The organism is Brackiella oedipodis DSM 13743 (assembly GCF_000621025.1).
Taxonomy (GTDB): Bacteria; Pseudomonadota; Gammaproteobacteria; order Burkholderiales; family Burkholderiaceae_B; genus Oligella; species Oligella oedipodis.
Map to the genome: position 1 here is coordinate 250,848 of NZ_KK211206.1, position 16,016 is coordinate 266,863.

General features: G+C 46.0%; 16 protein-coding genes and 1 tRNA gene. 5 read left to right on the forward strand and 12 right to left on the reverse strand.

The features are described from left to right. Window positions 1–9: 9 nt before the first annotated feature. From leuD to rph, 6 genes are all read right to left on the reverse strand, one after another. A complete protein-coding gene (gene leuD / locus Q335_RS0107670) occupies window positions 10–654 on the reverse strand; it encodes a 3-isopropylmalate dehydratase small subunit (RefSeq protein ID WP_028358116.1) in 645 nt (214 codons plus the stop codon). A gap of 2 nt (window positions 655–656) precedes the next feature. After that, window positions 657–2,057, reverse strand: coding sequence for a 3-isopropylmalate dehydratase large subunit (gene leuC, locus Q335_RS0107675; protein ID WP_028358117.1), 1,401 nt, complete (start codon window positions 2,055–2,057; stop codon window positions 657–659). A gap of 171 nt (window positions 2,058–2,228) precedes the next feature. After that, on the reverse strand, window positions 2,229–3,644 hold the full coding sequence (gene glnA / locus Q335_RS0107680) for a type I glutamate--ammonia ligase (protein ID WP_028358118.1): 1,416 nt from the start codon (window positions 3,642–3,644) through the stop codon (window positions 2,229–2,231). A 199-nt stretch (window positions 3,645–3,843) separates the two neighbouring features. Then, window positions 3,844–5,070 carry a radical SAM family heme chaperone HemW gene (gene hemW / locus Q335_RS0107685; protein WP_028358119.1) on the reverse strand — a complete coding sequence of 409 codons (1,227 nt, stop codon included), beginning with the start codon at window positions 5,068–5,070 and terminating at the stop codon, window positions 3,844–3,846. Window positions 5,071–5,076: 6 nt separating this feature from the next. Further along, window positions 5,077–5,685: an RdgB/HAM1 family non-canonical purine NTP pyrophosphatase gene (gene rdgB / locus Q335_RS0107690; protein ID WP_028358120.1), complete on the reverse strand. Its 609-nt coding sequence runs from the start codon at window positions 5,683–5,685 to the stop codon at window positions 5,077–5,079. Continuing rightward, the gene (gene rph / locus Q335_RS09770; RefSeq protein WP_051532401.1) at window positions 5,678–6,457 is read right to left on the reverse strand and encodes a ribonuclease PH; all 780 of its coding nucleotides are present in this window, start codon (window positions 6,455–6,457) and stop codon (window positions 5,678–5,680) included. Before rph ends, rdgB begins: the two co-directional genes overlap by 8 nt. A 114-nt stretch (window positions 6,458–6,571) precedes the next feature. On the opposite strand from rph, the gene Q335_RS0107700 reads away from it, so the two are divergent. From Q335_RS0107700 to Q335_RS0107715, 4 genes are all read left to right on the forward strand, one after another. Beyond that, entirely contained in the window at window positions 6,572–7,471 is a 900-nt protein-coding gene (locus Q335_RS0107700; protein WP_245588294.1) for a YicC/YloC family endoribonuclease, read from the forward strand. A 54-nt stretch (window positions 7,472–7,525) separates the two neighbouring features. Then, window positions 7,526–7,602 (forward strand) — tRNA-Val (locus Q335_RS0107705). Window positions 7,603–7,883: 281 nt separating this feature from the next. Next, complete coding sequence (locus tag Q335_RS0107710; protein WP_169733510.1) at window positions 7,884–8,390, forward strand: thermonuclease family protein; 507 nt, start codon at window positions 7,884–7,886, stop codon at window positions 8,388–8,390. Window positions 8,391–8,499: 109 nt separating this feature from the next. After that, window positions 8,500–8,772: a hypothetical protein gene (locus Q335_RS0107715; RefSeq protein ID WP_028358123.1), complete on the forward strand. Its 273-nt coding sequence runs from the start codon at window positions 8,500–8,502 to the stop codon at window positions 8,770–8,772. Between the two features lie 72 nt (window positions 8,773–8,844). Here the strand turns inward: Q335_RS0107715 and ptsP are convergent, their stop codons facing one another. The 6 genes from ptsP to thrS all read right to left on the reverse strand — a co-directional run bounded on the left by ptsP (window position 8,845) and on the right by thrS (window position 14,993). After that, window positions 8,845–10,626, reverse strand: coding sequence for a phosphoenolpyruvate--protein phosphotransferase (gene ptsP, locus Q335_RS0107720; protein WP_051532403.1), 1,782 nt, complete (start codon window positions 10,624–10,626; stop codon window positions 8,845–8,847). Window positions 10,627–10,685: 59 nt separating this feature from the next. Next, window positions 10,686–10,955 carry an HPr family phosphocarrier protein gene (locus tag Q335_RS0107725; RefSeq protein ID WP_028358125.1) on the reverse strand — a complete coding sequence of 90 codons (270 nt, stop codon included), beginning with the start codon at window positions 10,953–10,955 and terminating at the stop codon, window positions 10,686–10,688. A gap of 24 nt (window positions 10,956–10,979) precedes the next feature. Further along, window positions 10,980–11,384: a PTS sugar transporter subunit IIA gene (locus Q335_RS0107730; RefSeq protein ID WP_028358126.1), complete on the reverse strand. Its 405-nt coding sequence runs from the start codon at window positions 11,382–11,384 to the stop codon at window positions 10,980–10,982. A gap of 8 nt (window positions 11,385–11,392) precedes the next feature. Beyond that, the gene (gene gshB / locus Q335_RS0107735; protein WP_028358127.1) at window positions 11,393–12,364 is read right to left on the reverse strand and encodes a glutathione synthase; all 972 of its coding nucleotides are present in this window, start codon (window positions 12,362–12,364) and stop codon (window positions 11,393–11,395) included. A gap of 113 nt (window positions 12,365–12,477) precedes the next feature. Continuing rightward, on the reverse strand, window positions 12,478–13,038 hold the full coding sequence (infC, locus tag Q335_RS0107740) for a translation initiation factor IF-3 (RefSeq protein WP_245588303.1): 561 nt from the start codon (window positions 13,036–13,038) through the stop codon (window positions 12,478–12,480). Window positions 13,039–13,055: 17 nt separating this feature from the next. After that, window positions 13,056–14,993 carry a threonine--tRNA ligase gene (thrS, locus tag Q335_RS0107745; protein WP_028358129.1) on the reverse strand — a complete coding sequence of 646 codons (1,938 nt, stop codon included), beginning with the start codon at window positions 14,991–14,993 and terminating at the stop codon, window positions 13,056–13,058. Window positions 14,994–15,273: 280 nt separating this feature from the next. Between thrS and Q335_RS0107750 the strand changes: the two genes are divergently transcribed. Then, a complete protein-coding gene (locus tag Q335_RS0107750; protein WP_028358130.1) occupies window positions 15,274–15,957 on the forward strand; it encodes a hypothetical protein in 684 nt (227 codons plus the stop codon). Window positions 15,958–16,016: the final 59 nt, after the last annotated feature.

Below are 16,016 nucleotides of genomic sequence, written 5' to 3' on the forward strand. Positions count from 1 at the left end.
AATGGTTGGTTAGGCTTGGGGTTGCAGCCAGGATAATTGCTGTAAGCGTTGTTGCTCGTAATCTTTGATTTCTTGCGAGCGGCGTAAGGTCAAGCCAATGTCATCAAAGCCATTTAATAGACAGTACTTGCGAAAAGGCTCCACATTAAAGGCAATCGCCTGACCATTTGGGGTTTGAATTAATTGTTGTTCGAGATCAATGGTTAGTTCATAGCCTTCTTGGGCATTGACTTCATTAAAGAGTTGATCAACCTCGGCTTCAGATAAGACTATCGGTAATAAACCATTCTTAAAGCTATTATTAAAAAAGATATCCGCATAAGATGGCGCAATAATCGCTCTGAAACCGTATTGTGTGAGTGCCCACGGAGCATGCTCACGACTAGAACCACAGCCAAAATTCTTACGCGCCAAAAGAATGGAGGCGCCCTGATAGCGTGCTTGATTGAGCACAAAATCAGGATTGAGGGGTCGTTGGCTATTGTCCATACCTGGTTCGCCATGATCTAAATAGCGCAATTCATCAAATAAGTTGGGGCCAAACCCTGTACGTTTGATGGACTTAAGAAATTGTTTAGGAATAATCAAATCGGTATCGACATTTTCGCGGTCTAAAGGCGCCACAATGCCACGATGTTGTTTAAACACTTGCATAATTACACTCCTCTGACATCGACAAAATGACCCGCAATAGCGGCAGCGGCTGCCATGGCAGGACTCACCAAATGCGTGCGACCGCCTTGGCCCTGACGCCCCTCAAAATTACGATTAGAGGTAGAGGCACAGCGCTCACCTGGCTCTAATCTGTCGGCATTCATAGCAAGACACATAGAGCATCCTGGCTCACGCCATTCAAAGCCCGCGTCTTTAAAGATTTTGTCGAGACCTTCTTCTTCGGCTTGTAGTTTGACTAAGCCTGAGCCTGGTACTACCATCGCCAATTTAACATTGGCGGCGATTTTGGCGCCTTTAGCTACTGCCGCGGCGGCCCGTAAATCCTCAATCCGCGCATTCGTACATGAGCCAATAAAGACTTTGTCGATATTAATTTCTGAGATAGGCACATTGGCTTTGAGCCCCATGTATTCAAGTGCTCTTTGCATGCCGTTACGACGCACCTCATTGCTTTCTTGGCTGGGATCAGGAATTTTGTCGTCAATACTAATGACCATTTCTGGTGAAGTGCCCCAACTCACTTGAGGTTTGATATCAGCTGCGTTGATTTCAATGACTTTATCAAAATGAGCTCCAGGATCACTATGTAAGGTTCGCCAATACTTGACAGCGTTGTGCCAAGCCTCGTCCTTAGGCGCATACGGACGGCCCTTAAAGTAATCAATGGTTTTGTCATCGACAGCTACCATACCAGAGCGGGCCCCCGCCTCAATCGCCATATTGCAAACGGTCATACGCCCTTCCATACTGAGTTCGCGAATGGTGCTTCCTGCGAATTCAATCGCATAGCCCGTACCTCCCGCCGTACCTATTTGACCGATCACATGTAAGACTAAATCCTTGGCAGTGCAACCCCTGGGTAACGGCCCCTCTACGTTAACTTGCATATTTTTGTTTTTTTTCATGAGCAAGGTCTGTGTGGCTAATACATGCTCCACCTCTGAGGTACCTATACCAAAGGCTAAGGCGCCTACCGCCCCATGGGTGCTGGTGTGTGAGTCACCACAAACCACCGTCATACCGGGTAAGGTTGCGCCCTGTTCTGGTCCGATAATATGCACAATACCTTGGCGCACATCATTCATACCAAATAAGGTGATACCAAATTCTTGGCAGTTTTTGCTCAATGTCTCGACCTGTAATTGTGAGACAGGATCGACAATCCCGTCCTCTCGGTCAGCCGTCGGCACGTTATGGTCAGCAACGGCTAAGTTAGCGCTAATACGCCAAGGTTGACGACCATTGAGTTTAAGCCCCTCAAATGCTTGCGGGCTGGTGACCTCATGCAATAAATGACGATCGATGTACAAGGTACAGGTACCATCCTCCTCTTGATGCACCACGTGGGCATCCCAAAGCTTATCGTAAAGCGTTTTTTGCATAATTTACTCCAAAGTTCTTTTTATCTATTATGAAGAGCTGGAAAAGTTTAGCAAGACCATAGTATATACTAGTACACATACTACTATATCTATTCATTATTGTTATAAAGACTGCAAGTAAAAAGCGCCTAAGAATAGGCGCTTTGCGTGTAATGCTAAGCTAAATTAAGCTTAGAGTGAGTAGTATAAATCAAACTCAATCGGACTTGGCGTCACACGTAAACGATTGACTTCTTGGCGTTTGAGTTCAATATAGGCATCGAGCATCTCGTCGGTAAAGACATCGCCCCGCGTTAAGAACTCACGATCTTGGTCAAGTGCATCTAAGGCTTGCTCAAGTGACTCGGCCACTGTCGGTACTTGTTTGTCCTCTTCGGGTGGTAAGTCATAAAGATTCTTATCGGCAGGATCCCCAGGATGGATTTTGTTTTGGATACCGTCTAAACCCGCCATGAGTAAGGCCGCAAAACATAAGTACGGATTGGCTAATGGATCTGGAAAGCGCGCCTCGATACGACGGGCTTTAGGGTTATTGACATAGGGGATACGAATAGAGGCAGAGCGATTACGTGCGGAATACGCTAATTTCACTGGCGCTTCAAAGTGGGGTACCAAACGCTTATAGGAGTTAGTGCCCGGATTAGTAATGGCATTGAGTGCACGGGCATGCTTAATAACACCGCCAATATAGTAAAGTGCCATCTCAGACAGACCGGCATAGCCATCGCCAGAAAATAAATTCTTGCCATCTTTCCAAATGGATTGATGTACATGCATGCCAGAACCGTTGTCACCGACTATAGGTTTAGGCATAAAGGTGGCTGTTTTGCCATAAATATGGGCAATATTATGAATGGTGTATTTTAGGATTTGGTTCCAATCAGCGCGCTCAACTAAGGTGCTAAATTTAGTACCAATCTCGAGCTGACCTGCATTAGAGACCTCATGGTGATGAATTTCTACAGGGACGCCTTGATCTTCGAGTAATAAACAGGCTTCGGCACGCAGATCAGCAAAAGAATCCACTGGTGACACTGGCACATACCCGCCTTTGACACGAGGTCGATGGCCAAGGTTCTTACCGTCAAGGTCTTCACCCGTCATCCAAGCCCCCTCGCTAGAGGTGATTTTGTAAAAGCTCCCTTGCATATCGCTTTTGAAAGCGACGCCATCAAACACAAAGAACTCTGGTTCTGGGCCAAAGAAGGCGGTGTCGCCAATACCACTGGCCTTAAGGTAGTTTTCGGCGCGTTTGGCAATTGAACGTGGATCACGGCTATAACCTTTTAGGTCACTCGGTTCTACCACATCACACGTCATGACAAGCGTAGGCTCTTCGCGGAAAGGGTCGAGACGGGCGCTATTAGGATCGGGAATCAGCAACATATCAGAAGCTTCGATGCCCTTCCAGCCCGGCAATGATGAACCATCAAAGGGCTGACCCGTCTCAAACAGATCTTCCTCTAGGCATTTGGCAGGAATGGTCATGTGATGTTCTTTGCCAAGCGTATCAGTAAAACGAAAATCAACGAAAGTCACTTCGTTGTCACCGATGAGTTTTAAAACGTCTTGTGGAGTACGACTCATTAAGAGCTCCTAGGTTGAGTAAAAGAATAGGTTGAATCTATCTTCATGCAATGGCAAACGCTCTATCACCTATTTCGAACGCTCGCTAGGTTCCTGCGCCACGCGCCAAGCGCCTAATACAAATACATTAACAATCTTTAATTATGTTGCATTGCTAATTGATTTGCAAACTATTTGCAAGTGTCGATTTAAATCGTGCTTAGTGAGTTTCCAAAAACAGCATTTGCACTTCATTTAAAAAACGCCAACCCAAGTCAGTACAGGCAAAGCGCGTCGCATCATCTAACATTAGGCCTTTTTGGACAGCTTGCTTAATACCTGGTCGTAACACTAGCGGTGAGAGCCCCGTGCGTTCTACAAACAAACTGGCACCGACCCCTTGCTTAAGGCGTAAGACATTGAGCATAAATTCAAACGGAATTTCGCTGGGACTTAACTCATGCCAAGTGGCACGTTGAGTACCATCGCCAAGCGTGGTTTTTTGGAGCCAAGAACTGGGCGAGCGCACATTGGCAGTGCGAACAATTTTGTTGGGAAAACTAATTTTGCCATGTGCACCCGGGCCCAAGCCCAAATAGTCGCCAAATTGCCAATAATTTAAGTTATGTTTACACTCGGCGTCTTTTCGAGCATAAGCGGAGATTTCATAGTGCTCAAAGCCATTGGCGCCAGTCATCTGCTCGGTCAGCGCTAGCATGTCATCCGTCACATCCTCATCGGCCAGGTCACGCGGTGGATATTTGGCAAATACAGTATTGGGTTCCAGCGTCAGGTTATACAAAGATAAATGCTCGGTACCAAAACTTATTGCCGTACTCAGATCTTGACGCCATTCGTCGAGTCCTTGGTGCGGCACGCCATACATCAAATCCAAATTAATTCTAGAAAAGGATTTTTGAGCCCATTCAATGGCTTGCTTGGCTTGATGGGCACTATGGATACGACCTAAGGCCTGCAAGCTCTGGTCATTAAAGCTTTGTACACCAATCGACAAGCGATTCACCCCACTTTGGGCATAATCAGCAAAGCGTTGTGCCTCTGCCGTTCCAGGATTGGCTTCCATGGTGATTTCTGTGTGCGCTGGCAAGTTTAATAAATTTCGAAGCAGACTTAATAACTTATCCATGGCCTGCGCCGACAACAAACTGGGTGTGCCGCCACCGATGAACACACTATAAATACGCCGGCCCCAAATCAAGGGTAAATATTGCAACAGTTCGGCCTGAATCGCCTCTATATAATCTTGTTCAGGAATTTGTGACGGTGCCTCATGCGAATTAAAGTCACAATAAGGACATTTGCGCACGCACCAAGGTACATGCAGATAAACACTCAACAGTGGTAAATTGCCCGGAAAAGCGATTTGACTTTGTTGTGCAGAAACTTTACGAAACGTTTCTGTCACAATGGGAATAATTGAATCCATAAAAAACTAGGTCGTGCTGGCGAGTTGTTGGCACAGTGCCTGTAAAGCCTGGCCTCTATGACTAATCCGATTTTTTAATTCTGGGGCCATTTGTGCCGCGGTTTGTTGATAAGCAGGCACCCAAAAATAAGGATCATAACCAAACCCATGCTCTCCCATGGCCTGATCGATAATTTCGCCATGCCAAAGTGCTTGAGCTATAATGGGCGCAGGATCTTTGGGGTGTCGCACCAGGACTAGAACCGCGATATAGGCAGCGGCTCGATCGCTGATACCCTTGAGTTGCGCTTGCAAACACTGATTATTATTGGCGTCCGAACGACTTTGTCCAAACAAGGTGGCATAACGCGCTGATAGCACGCCCGGCGCGCCGTCGAGTGCCGGCACGATGAGGCCGGAGTCATCGGCCAAGGCCGGTAAGCCCGTATGTTCACTCGCATGTCGGGCTTTACCTAAGGCATTTTCAATAAAAGTAACATACGGTTCATCGGCCTCTGGCACACCGAATTGCGACTGTGGTAGTAATTCAATGTTCAAGGGGGCAAATAAAGCGGCAAATTCCTTAAGTTTGCCCGGATTATTAGAGGCAAGTACGATTCTAGAAAGTTCAGTCATTGTTTTCAATGTCGTTAGAGGTTGCAAAATCTGGCCAGGCTTCTTGTTGTGCTCGCAGCAAGGTAACTACCCCTTTTTCGGCTAAACTTAGCATTTCATTGAGCGCTTGGTGGTTAAATGGACTGCCCTCGGCTGTGCCTTGAATTTCTACAAAATGGCCACTACCTGTGATCACGACATTGACGTCAGCGTCACATTGTGAATCTTCTTCGTAGTCTAGATCGAGCACCGGTAAACCTTTATAGATGCCCACCGAAATAGCAGCGACTCTATCTTTAAGGGGGTTTTGTTGCAATTCACCCGATTTTAGAAGACTACTGACAGCATCTGCCATGGCTATCCAAGCCCCAGTAATACTCGCACAACGGGTGCCACCATCGGCTTGCAACACGTCGCAGTCGATGTGGATGGTGCGCTCACCAAGCAATTTTAGGTCTACCACGGCCCGTAGACTGCGCCCAATTAAGCGCTGGATCTCCTGCGTACGGCCGCTTTGTTTGCCACGCGCCGCCTCACGATCCGAACGGGTATGTGTAGAGCGCGGTAACATACCGTATTCTGCCGTCACCCAGCCTTTGCCTTGGCCCTTGAGAAAAGGCGGAACCTTGTCGAGCACACTGGCATTACACAATACCCGCGTGTTTCCCATTGAAATTAAGACGGAGCCTTCGGCATAACGCGTAAATTCACGCTCAATTCGCAACTCTCGCATCTCAGAAATTTCTCGATTAGAGGGTCGTTGCGCCTCGATCTCTACAATAGACTTATTCATGAAGTGACCTTTTGTAAGGAATAATAATTTCAGACTTATACCCTATTATAAGCGCTAAAATATGGCACTGAATTTTCTATGAATTAACCTCTTGAGATTGCCATGATCTATAGTATGACCGCGTTTGCGAGTGCTAACCTCGATGAACCGCCCTTTTCTTTGACGGCTGAAATAAAAAGTGTCAATAATCGATATTTGGATTTGTCTTTTAAGTTGCCGGATGAACTCAGAGCACTAGAGACAGATTTCAGGGAATTGTTGAACCGTACTATTCGACGTGGCAAGGTTGAGTTGCGGGTGCAGCTCCAACAAAATAGCCAAGCCCAGCTCGCCAGTCCTGAGCCTGAGCAGCTACACGCGGTTAGACAACTCATCGTCCAAGCGCGTCAGTACTTCCCCGCCATGCCTGATCCAAGTTATGGCGAATTATTGCATTTGATCAATCGTCTGCAGGCACAGCAAGCCTCCCAAGACGAGCTCGCACAACTGGCGCTGAAGGTGGTTCAGCAAGCCCTCGACAAATTTCTCGAGATGCGACAACGCGAAGGCGCTCGCTTACAAACGGTCATGTTAGCGTATGTGCAACAGATCAAACAGCTAAGTCAGCAAGTGCAAGAACACTTACCTGAGGTACTACAGGCGCAACAAGATAAGATCCAACAGCGTCTGACCAACAGTTTAGAGCAAATCGCGCCAGAGGCTTTTACCCATATTAGTGGTGAAGAATTATCAGCACGCATCGCTACCGAGAGTTCTTTGTTTAGTATACGTTCTGACGTCGCTGAAGAGCTCACACGCCTTGATTCACATTGCCAAGAATTAGAACAAATCCTCAATCAGCCAGCGGCTACGCCACAGAGCCAAGGTAAACGCATGGACTTTTTGTTCCAAGAAATGAACCGTGAAGTCAATACCTTAGGCTCTAAATCAGCCTCCCTAAAAGTCACAAATGCGGTCATCGAACTCAAACTATTAGTCGACCAATTACGTGAGCAAGCATTAAATATCGAATAATTTAAAAAAATATCTTGACGAATTAAAAAGTTTAGCTATATAATTTAAATCTTTAGGCGGTTAGCTCAGTTGGTTAGAGCGCTACGTTGACATCGTAGAGGTCGCTGGTTCGACTCCAGTATCGCCTACCAAAATATTCAAAATCATCTCAATCATCAAAACAGAATATTGATGAGAGTGTTTAGATTGTATTGAATCACGTTTTGAATCATCAATACTTCGACGCATCAATAGCTCATTGCTGCTATTTCTAACATCTATAATTTATTTAGTTGTTCGAATGTTAACTATTGTTCTTCTATAGATTTTTGGTTTGCTTTAAGTATTCAAGTAGTTAAGTATTTTGGTTTATTTTTAATCTCCTATGTTTTTGCGTAAGCCCCGTAATAGCTTTTTTATTACGGGTTTTTTTATGTCTATAAATTCTGTTGCCCTTAAATTACTGTTACCTTTGTGCCTATCCTTGTGCTTATGGCTATCACCACTACCGTGTCTAGCCATGACGCTCGTGGGTAAGGTGGTACACGTAGCCGATGCCGACACGATTACTGTCCTAGATGATCAGCACCAACAGCATCGTGTACGCTTTAAACATATAGATGCCCCCGAAAAAGGTCAAGCCTTTGGGCGTGTAGCGCAGCAGGCACTTAGCAAAAAAATCGCTCTCAAAGATGTCCAAATTGAGACGCAAGGGCGTGATCGGTATGGCCGATGGCTAGGTGAAGTTTATTATCATGGCGAGAATATTAATTTATGGTTGGTGCAAAATGGTTATGCCTGGGCTTATATGCGCTATCATCCACCCTTTAAATATATTTTGGCCCAAAAAAAAGCACAATTCCAAAAATTAGGCCTTTGGCAAGACCCGCATCCTGTTGAACCCGAAAAATTTCGCTGGAGCGCTCACAAAAAGAAATAATAGCGCGCGGTTATACTTGCTAACATAAACATGTCCCTAGATATGCCATTGATGCGCAAGCTTATGGTATTCTTTTAATCCACTTACATTGATTTCAAAGGTGAAAATAATGCGTAAAGCCCTCCAGGTTTCTTTGCTGGCCCTGCTGAGCCTTGCTCCCCTAGCCCATGCCCATGCTCAAACGTCTGACGATCAAACAAAAACTTCAAAAAATGGTCATAAAATTCAATCCGTGCATGGTCTAGGTCAACGCTCAAACGCCAGTGCTTACACACCAGAAACTGAGATTACACCTTATACCTCTGAGCGCCCTGCTAGCCTAGCGCCAGTTACCCCGAATGCTGACGACTTAAGCCAATTCAAAGAGCAATTCAAACACTAAATCCCACAAAAAAACCAGCCTCAAGTGATCAGGCTGGTTTTTTGTAGGATGGCTTCCGTCGCCACTGAGATACTATACATGCAAAATATTCTGAACTAAGCCATTTTTGTCGAGCTCGATGCGCTTGCCGTAATTGAGAACTGCCGCTACTTTGGAGCGACTCACCCCCACATGCGTTTGGCGAATGATATGCTTAATCTCGGGAATGCCAGAGGCATTTAAAGAAAATTCCTTCAGTCCAAGCGCTAACAGCAAGCGGGTAAACATATAATCACCAGCCATTTCGCCACAAATACTGACCGATTTATTGGCCTTGGTGCCCGCTTGGATCACCTTGTGGAGCAAACTCAATACTGCTGGATGCAAGGGATCATATAAATGGCTCACGTTATTATCCACACGGTCAATGGCCAGCGTATATTGAATTAAATCATTGGTACCAATCGAGACAAAATCCAATTGTTGTAAAAAGCCGTCAATCGCAATCGCAATGGCAGGAATTTCTACCATGGCACCCAGCTGTACATTAGCATTATGTTCAATGCCCTGCTCCTGCAGCTCTTGAGCGGCTTGACGCAATAAATTCTTCACCGCTTGCACTTCATGAAAATGTGCAATCATCGGCACTAAAATTTTCAGGTTACCAAACACAGCTGCTCGCAATAAGGCCTTGAGCTGTGTCATAAAAATTTCTGGATGGGCTAAACAATAACGAATAGCGCGCAACCCCAAGGCCGGATTCACCGCATTGACTGGCTCGCCATCAAGATTCTTGTCGGCGCCAATATCTAAGGTGCGGATCGTCACTGGGTATTTTTGACCGACAGTTTTAAGCACATGGGCATAGGCTTCGTACTGTTCTTGCTCACTAGGCAATTTTTGGCGATTGCCTAAAAACAAAAATTCGGTACGAAATAAGCCAATGCCTTGGCCACCAAAACGCAGTACCTCTGCGGCCTCCTCTGGTGCTTCGATATTACCTTTGACCACAATCGATTGGCCATCCAAGGTAATGGTAGGGTCATCTTTACGACTATAAAAATAGGCTTTATCTTGGCGAGATTGACGATCTCGTTCTTGGTAGTAACGCAGAATTTGCGGCGACGGATTAATGACCACAACATCATTATCCCCATCAACCACCAGTAAATCCTGATCTTGAATCAAGGCATGGGCGTTGCCCGTGCCTAAGACGGCTGGGATGTCCATACTACGCGCTACAATGGCCGTATGCGAGGTCGGGCCCCCTAAGTCTGCCACAAAACCCGCAATATGGGTTTCGCGCACACTCATCATATCCGCCGGCGATATATCATGTGCCACTACAATAGTCGACTGCAGTTGAGCCGCAGTCCCCAAAGAATTCAGCGCTTTATTTTGAGATCCCGTCAGTTGTCGAATCACTCTCTCTATCACTTGGTTGATATCGGCTGCACGCTCTTTGAGATAGTCATCTTGCATACTATCAAACTGTTTTAACCAAGCATTACCTGAAGTATGTAAGGCCCATTCGGCATTGCAAAGTTTGTCGGTAATCACACGACAAACCGTATCAATCAGTAAAGGATCCGCCACCAATAAACCATGCACAGCGATTAATGAAGCCAGTTCAGTCGGCGCAGTGGGCGGCAATTTTTTTTGAATATCTTGCAGTTCGGCTTGCACTTGGCTCAAGGCCGTCTTGAAGCGTGCGATCTCAGCCTGTGTTTGTGAGGATTCAATTAAATAATGTGGGACTTCAAAACCAATGCCACCAAATAAAACAGCACGACCAATCACCACGCCCCTCGAGACGCCTTTACCTTGTAAAACAATGGTAGCGCTTTCGGGCAGGGTTGTCGTGCTGTGGCTCATGCCAAAAATCCTTTTGCAAATAAGAAGTTAGGTGGTGTTTAAGAGCTTGGGTGAGAGGCTTATTCGCCTTCACCAAACTTGTCATTGAATAAGGCTGTAAGCGCCTCAATAGCCTGGGCTTGGTCGTTGCCTTCGGCGTCTAAGACGACGGTGGTGCCTTTTCCGGCAGCCAGCATCATCACGCCCATAATACTTTTGGCATTCACCCGTTGCTCGCCACGACTGATAAAAATTTCACTTTCAAATTGACTCGCTAGTTGTGTGAGCTTAGCGGCGGCACGCGCATGCAGCCCCAATTTATTACTGACTTCGATGGCTTTTTTTTCCATATGATTAAATAAGCTCCGAATAATTTATGCAGACTCAGTGACCAGCAATTGCAGCCCCTTATTGGCACCATTGAGCGCTTTTTGGGACAAGGCTATGGGATCGAGTTGACGATTGGCGTAACTAGAAATCAGCATACAGGCATTGAGACCAAACACCGCTTGCGCATTGCGATGTTGCTCTCTGAGGACAGTGACACAGTCCTTAGTGATATTGGCGGGTGTAGCGCCAATTAAATCATTTAAGAATAAAAAATTCTGGTTGTCGCTATTGAGCAGAAGATGAGTGATACGTCTACAGGCGCTATGCCGACATTCATCGGCATGGATATTAAAGGCATAGACATTTTGTAAGTCACTGTAGACATGTTTTAGTAAATCTTCAAATGCGCCCGCTAAGGGCGCATGAGCAATAATTACAATCGCAGTCATTATTGAACCTATGAATGGGAAGTTTGCTGTAGAACCTGCAACAACTCATTGGCAAAGTGCGCGGCCACATTAAAGTCCGTTTGCGCGGAGATTTCTACAAAGCAAGTAGGACTGGTGACGTTAATTTCAGTGATATGTGTACCAATAATATCCAAACCAATCAAAAATAAGCCTTGTGGCGCCAGACGACTACCGATGAACTCGGCAATAGCCTTGTCATTATCATTAATGGGTTGCGCGACGCCCTTGCCGCCTGCGGCTAGATTGCCTCGGTTTTCACCATGCGATGGCATTCTGGCGAGGACATACGGTATTGGTTTGCCATTGATGATCAGAACCCGCTTATCGCCTGCCGTGATCTCTGGCAGGTATTTTTGGATCATAATAGTCTGTTGCCCACCACGGCTGAGCACTTCAATCACCGAATTAAAGTTAGCATCGTCGGGTTTAAGTCTAAAAATGCCTTGTCCGCCCATGCCATCTAGCGGCTTGACGACGACATCTTGATGCTCTTTATAAAATTCTTTAAGCAGTGAGGCCCGACTGGTAATTAAAGTCGGCGCGGTATATTGTGGGAATTCGCTGATCGAGAGTTTTTCGGGATAATTGCGAATGGCACGCCCTGAGTTAAAGACCCTCGCCCCTTGATGCTCCGCTCTCTCTAGCATATGCGTGGCATAAAGGTATTCCATATCAAAAGGCGGATCTTTACGCATCACCACAGCACTAAAGTCCTTGAGTGCTTGCGTTTGCGGCTCTGATTCATACTGCCACCATTGCGTTGTGTGTAAGTCTGCTTGAGGAACAATAGAAATTTGTTGGGTTGTGGCATATACCGTGCCCATTTGCACAAAAAGATCCGATTGCAAACAAACGCTAATCTTACAGTCACGCGCTTGCAGCGCTTGCATCATGGCGACGGAGGTGTCTTTGTAGGCAGATAATTTGGGTAACGGATCAATAATAAATAATATATGCATAATGGACCTTTACAAATACTAAAAACCATGAGCAATCAAGGACTGCCCATGGTCTACCTATTTATGAATCTAAGCCTAGCAAACTGCAGCTATGCTGTCTACATAAGACGTGATTAAGACTTGTTTGCGGCCTGGTTCTTACCGGCAGGTTTGTTACGTCGCGGCGCTAACACCATAATGATTTGACGACCTTCCATTTTTGGCATGGCTTCAGCTTGGGCATCTTCGGCCACAGCGTCACGCACACGGTGCAAGACTTTCATACCAATATCTTGGTGCGCCATTTCGCGACCTCTAAAGCGCAATGATACTTTAACTTTATCGCCATCAGCAATAAAGCGCTTGACATTGCGCAGTTTAACCTGAAAGTCACCTTCATCGGTGGCAGGACGAAACTTCACTTCCTTGACTTGGATAATTTTTTGTTTCGCCTTGGCTTCTTGTTGTTTTTTCTGTTCTTGATATTTGAACTTACCGTAGTCAATTAGACGGCACACCGGCGGCTTAGCTTGGGGGGCAAATTCTACCAAGTCTAAACCCGCCTCTTCGGCCATACGTTGCGCCTCTTGGATAGCGACGACTCCAATTTGATCGCCTTTTGCATCGACTAGGCGAACCTCTGGGACACGGATTTCCGCATTAATGCGGTGATGTTTATCGTTTGCGATATTAATATCTCCTAATAATCAAATTAAGCAATAACATTACGACGCTCAGTAATATCATCTGAGAGTCGTTGAATAAAATCTGTGAGTGTCATGGTACCTAAATTCAGGTTACCACGAGCCCTGACGGCGACCGCTTGCTGCTGTTGCTCCTGTTCACCTACCACCAAAATATATGGGACTTTTTGCATCGCATTTTCACGCACTTTACGAGAGATTTTTTCGTTGCGCAAATCGGCTCTAACGCGGAATCCCTTAGCGAGCAAGGCTTGTTCGACGTCTTTGGCGTAGTCGTTAAAGTTTTCTGAAATAGTACAAATTACGGCATGCTCGGGTGCCAACCACGGCGGCATTGCTCCACTATGTTGCTCGATGAGTACACCTATAAAACGCTCGAGAGAGCCTAAAATAGCCCGATGCAACATGACGGGCGTTTGCCGTTTGTCATCTTGATCAACATACTCTGCACCTAAGCGTTTAGGCATAGAGAAATCCACCTGAATCGTCCCGCATTGCCAATGACGGCCAATCGCGTCCTTGAGCGTATATTCAATTTTGGGGCCATAAAATGCCCCCTCGCCTGGAGAGATTTCAAACTCACAGCCAGAATTATGCAGACTCTGAATCAAAGCTTGTTCGGCTTTATCCCATACTTCATCGCTACCGATGCGTTTTTCGGGGCGAGTGGCGACCTTATAGAGCACATTTTCAAAACCAAAGTCGCGATAAACTTTTTGTAAGAGCGCCGTAAATTTATAACACTCCTCTTGGAGTTGTTCTTCGGTACAGAAAATATGACCATCATCTTGAGTAAAACCGCGCACTCGCATCAAACCATGCAGAGAACCAGAAGGCTCATTACGATGACATTGACCAAATTCACCATAGCGAATCGGTAACTCACGATAAGAGTGTAAACTGGAGTTAAAAATCTGCACGTGGCCTGGACAGTTCATAGGTTTAAGACCGTAAACCCGATTTTCGGATTCGGTAATAAACATATTTTCTTTGTAGTTATCCCAATGACCGGTTTTCTTCCAAAGAGAAAGGTCTAAAATTTGCGGTGCCTTAATCTCTTGGTAGCCGTTTTGGACATAGACACGGCGCATATATTGCTCGATTTGTTGCCAAATCTGCCAGCCCTTACTATGCCAAAAAATCAGGCCTGGGGCTTCGTCCTGAAAATGGAATAAATCCAATTCTCTACCGAGCTTACGGTGATCGCGTTTCTCGGCCTCTTCGAGCATGAACAAATAATCTTTTTGTTCTTCTTTAGTGGCCCAAGCGGTACCGTAAATACGTTGCAACATCTCATTGTCGCTATTACCACGCCAATAGGCCCCTGCCACTTTCATGAGTTTGAAGACTTTAAGCTTGCCGGTAGACGGCACATGCGGTCCGCGACATAAATCAATGAAGTTGCCTTCGCGATACATAGAGAGTTCTTCATCTTGCGGAATGGATTCAATAATCTCGGCCTTATAATCCTCACCAATTTTTTTGAAGTACGCTAAGGCTTGATCACGCGACCACACTTCACGCGTTACGACCTCGTCTTTTTTGGCGAGTTCATGCATGCGTTTTTCGATTTTTTGTAAATCATCGGGCGTAAAAGGACGCTTGTAAGCAAAATCGTAGTAAAAACCGTCTTTGATGACTGGGCCAATTGTCACTTGAGCCTCTGGATAGAGCTCTTGGACGGCATAAGCCATTAAATGAGCCGTGGAGTGACGAATAATGTCTAGACCCTCTGGATCTTTGGCCGTCAAAATACTTAATTGACAGTCTTGCGTTAGTGGATAGTTAGTGTCGACTAATTTAGCGGTTTCTTGACCCGTGGTTTGAATTTTGCCGGCAATGGCGGCTTTTGCTAGACTGGTGGCAATATTGGCCGCCACTTGAGCGACTGTTGTATTTTCTGGGACTTGTTTGACCGAACCGTCGGGTAAACTAACTTGAATCATACTAACCTTAAAACAAAAACACGACTGCGAGAGTCGTGCTCAAATAGAACATAAGCCGATTTTAACACTTTTGTGAAATTCACATATATAAAATGTCTCTTCTGAGCGCACAGGGGGCTGGACTGTGGTTTTAAAGCCAAATTAAAGACATTTTGCGGATGGATCATTAAGGTTTATACATAGAGAACTCGCTTAAGTTCCTAAAAGATTCGGTGATGCTAGTGCAAAGCTAGCAAACACTGCTAAACTCTTAGTATTTTCAACTTATAGAGAATTACACATGGGCAAACCGCTGAGCCGTTTAATAATCCTAATCATATCGATTCTGTTGATTGCTTATATCGCGATGTCATTTTATGGTGCCTTTACACGCAAACCTGTGAAGAATTTGCCAGAGCAAACCACGGGAGATAGTCAAGTGGCTCCCGAAGTTAATCAAGATCCCGGTGACAACACCAATCAAGACGATCAGCAAACCAGTTCAGGAGAGATTCAAGGGGCCGAGGAATTTGCTACACAAAATGCCGATACCTCTGAAGAGCCTAGCGATGAAAGTGGCCAATTAATTCGCGATAATCCAGAACTGCAAGGCGCGGTACCGGATATCCCAGCGGCCCCCGATGCAGCAACGAAGTCTGAAGACACGACCGCAAATACGCAGTCTAGCTCAGATGACACGCAGACTGAGTCTGCACGGGTGAACAACCCAACGCCTGCGCCCGTCACGCCTGACTCATCCTCTGCGAATAGCTTCGAGCACTCGAGTCAAGATCAATTTCCTGATCCCATTTTTGAAGATAATGCCCAGGGCACGAGTGCCGCACCTAGCAAAGCCTCAGGAAATCATTCTGCTTTTCCTGCACCGATTATAGAGGCTGAGCCACCACGTTTTAATGCCCAGCCGTCACGACGCGCTCCGCAGCAGCCGTCACGCAGTAATAGCGTCTTTCCTGATCCTGAGTAGCGAGTACGGTATCCAGCGTCGGCGGCGTACTCTACGCGTGCAACAAATAACCCGCTCAT

Bases quoted from the DNA above. Each gene is read 5' to 3' on its own strand.
- leuD (WP_028358116.1), bottom strand. From the start codon at position 654: ATGCAAGTGTTTAAACAACATCGTGGCATTGTGGCGCCTTTAGACCGC.
- leuC (WP_028358117.1), bottom strand. From the start codon at position 2,057: ATGCAAAAAACGCTTTACGATAAGCTTTGGGATGCCCACGTGGTGCAT.
- glnA (WP_028358118.1), bottom strand. From the start codon at position 3,644: ATGAGTCGTACTCCACAAGACGTTTTAAAACTCATCGGTGACAACGAA.
- hemW (WP_028358119.1), bottom strand. From the start codon at position 5,070: ATGGATTCAATTATTCCCATTGTGACAGAAACGTTTCGTAAAGTTTCT.
- rdgB (WP_028358120.1), bottom strand. From the start codon at position 5,685: ATGACTGAACTTTCTAGAATCGTACTTGCCTCTAATAATCCGGGCAAA.
- rph (WP_051532401.1), bottom strand. From the start codon at position 6,457: ATGAATAAGTCTATTGTAGAGATCGAGGCGCAACGACCCTCTAATCGA.
- Q335_RS0107700 (WP_245588294.1), top strand. From the start codon at position 6,572: ATGACCGCGTTTGCGAGTGCTAACCTCGATGAACCGCCCTTTTCTTTG.
- Q335_RS0107710 (WP_169733510.1), top strand. From the start codon at position 7,884: ATGTCTATAAATTCTGTTGCCCTTAAATTACTGTTACCTTTGTGCCTA.
- Q335_RS0107715 (WP_028358123.1), top strand. From the start codon at position 8,500: ATGCGTAAAGCCCTCCAGGTTTCTTTGCTGGCCCTGCTGAGCCTTGCT.
- ptsP (WP_051532403.1), bottom strand. From the start codon at position 10,626: ATGAGCCACAGCACGACAACCCTGCCCGAAAGCGCTACCATTGTTTTA.
- Q335_RS0107725 (WP_028358125.1), bottom strand. From the start codon at position 10,955: ATGGAAAAAAAAGCCATCGAAGTCAGTAATAAATTGGGGCTGCATGCG.
- Q335_RS0107730 (WP_028358126.1), bottom strand. From the start codon at position 11,384: ATGACTGCGATTGTAATTATTGCTCATGCGCCCTTAGCGGGCGCATTT.
- gshB (WP_028358127.1), bottom strand. From the start codon at position 12,364: ATGCATATATTATTTATTATTGATCCGTTACCCAAATTATCTGCCTAC.
- thrS (WP_028358129.1), bottom strand. From the start codon at position 14,993: ATGATTCAAGTTAGTTTACCCGACGGTTCGGTCAAACAAGTCCCAGAA.
- Q335_RS0107750 (WP_028358130.1), top strand. From the start codon at position 15,274: ATGGGCAAACCGCTGAGCCGTTTAATAATCCTAATCATATCGATTCTG.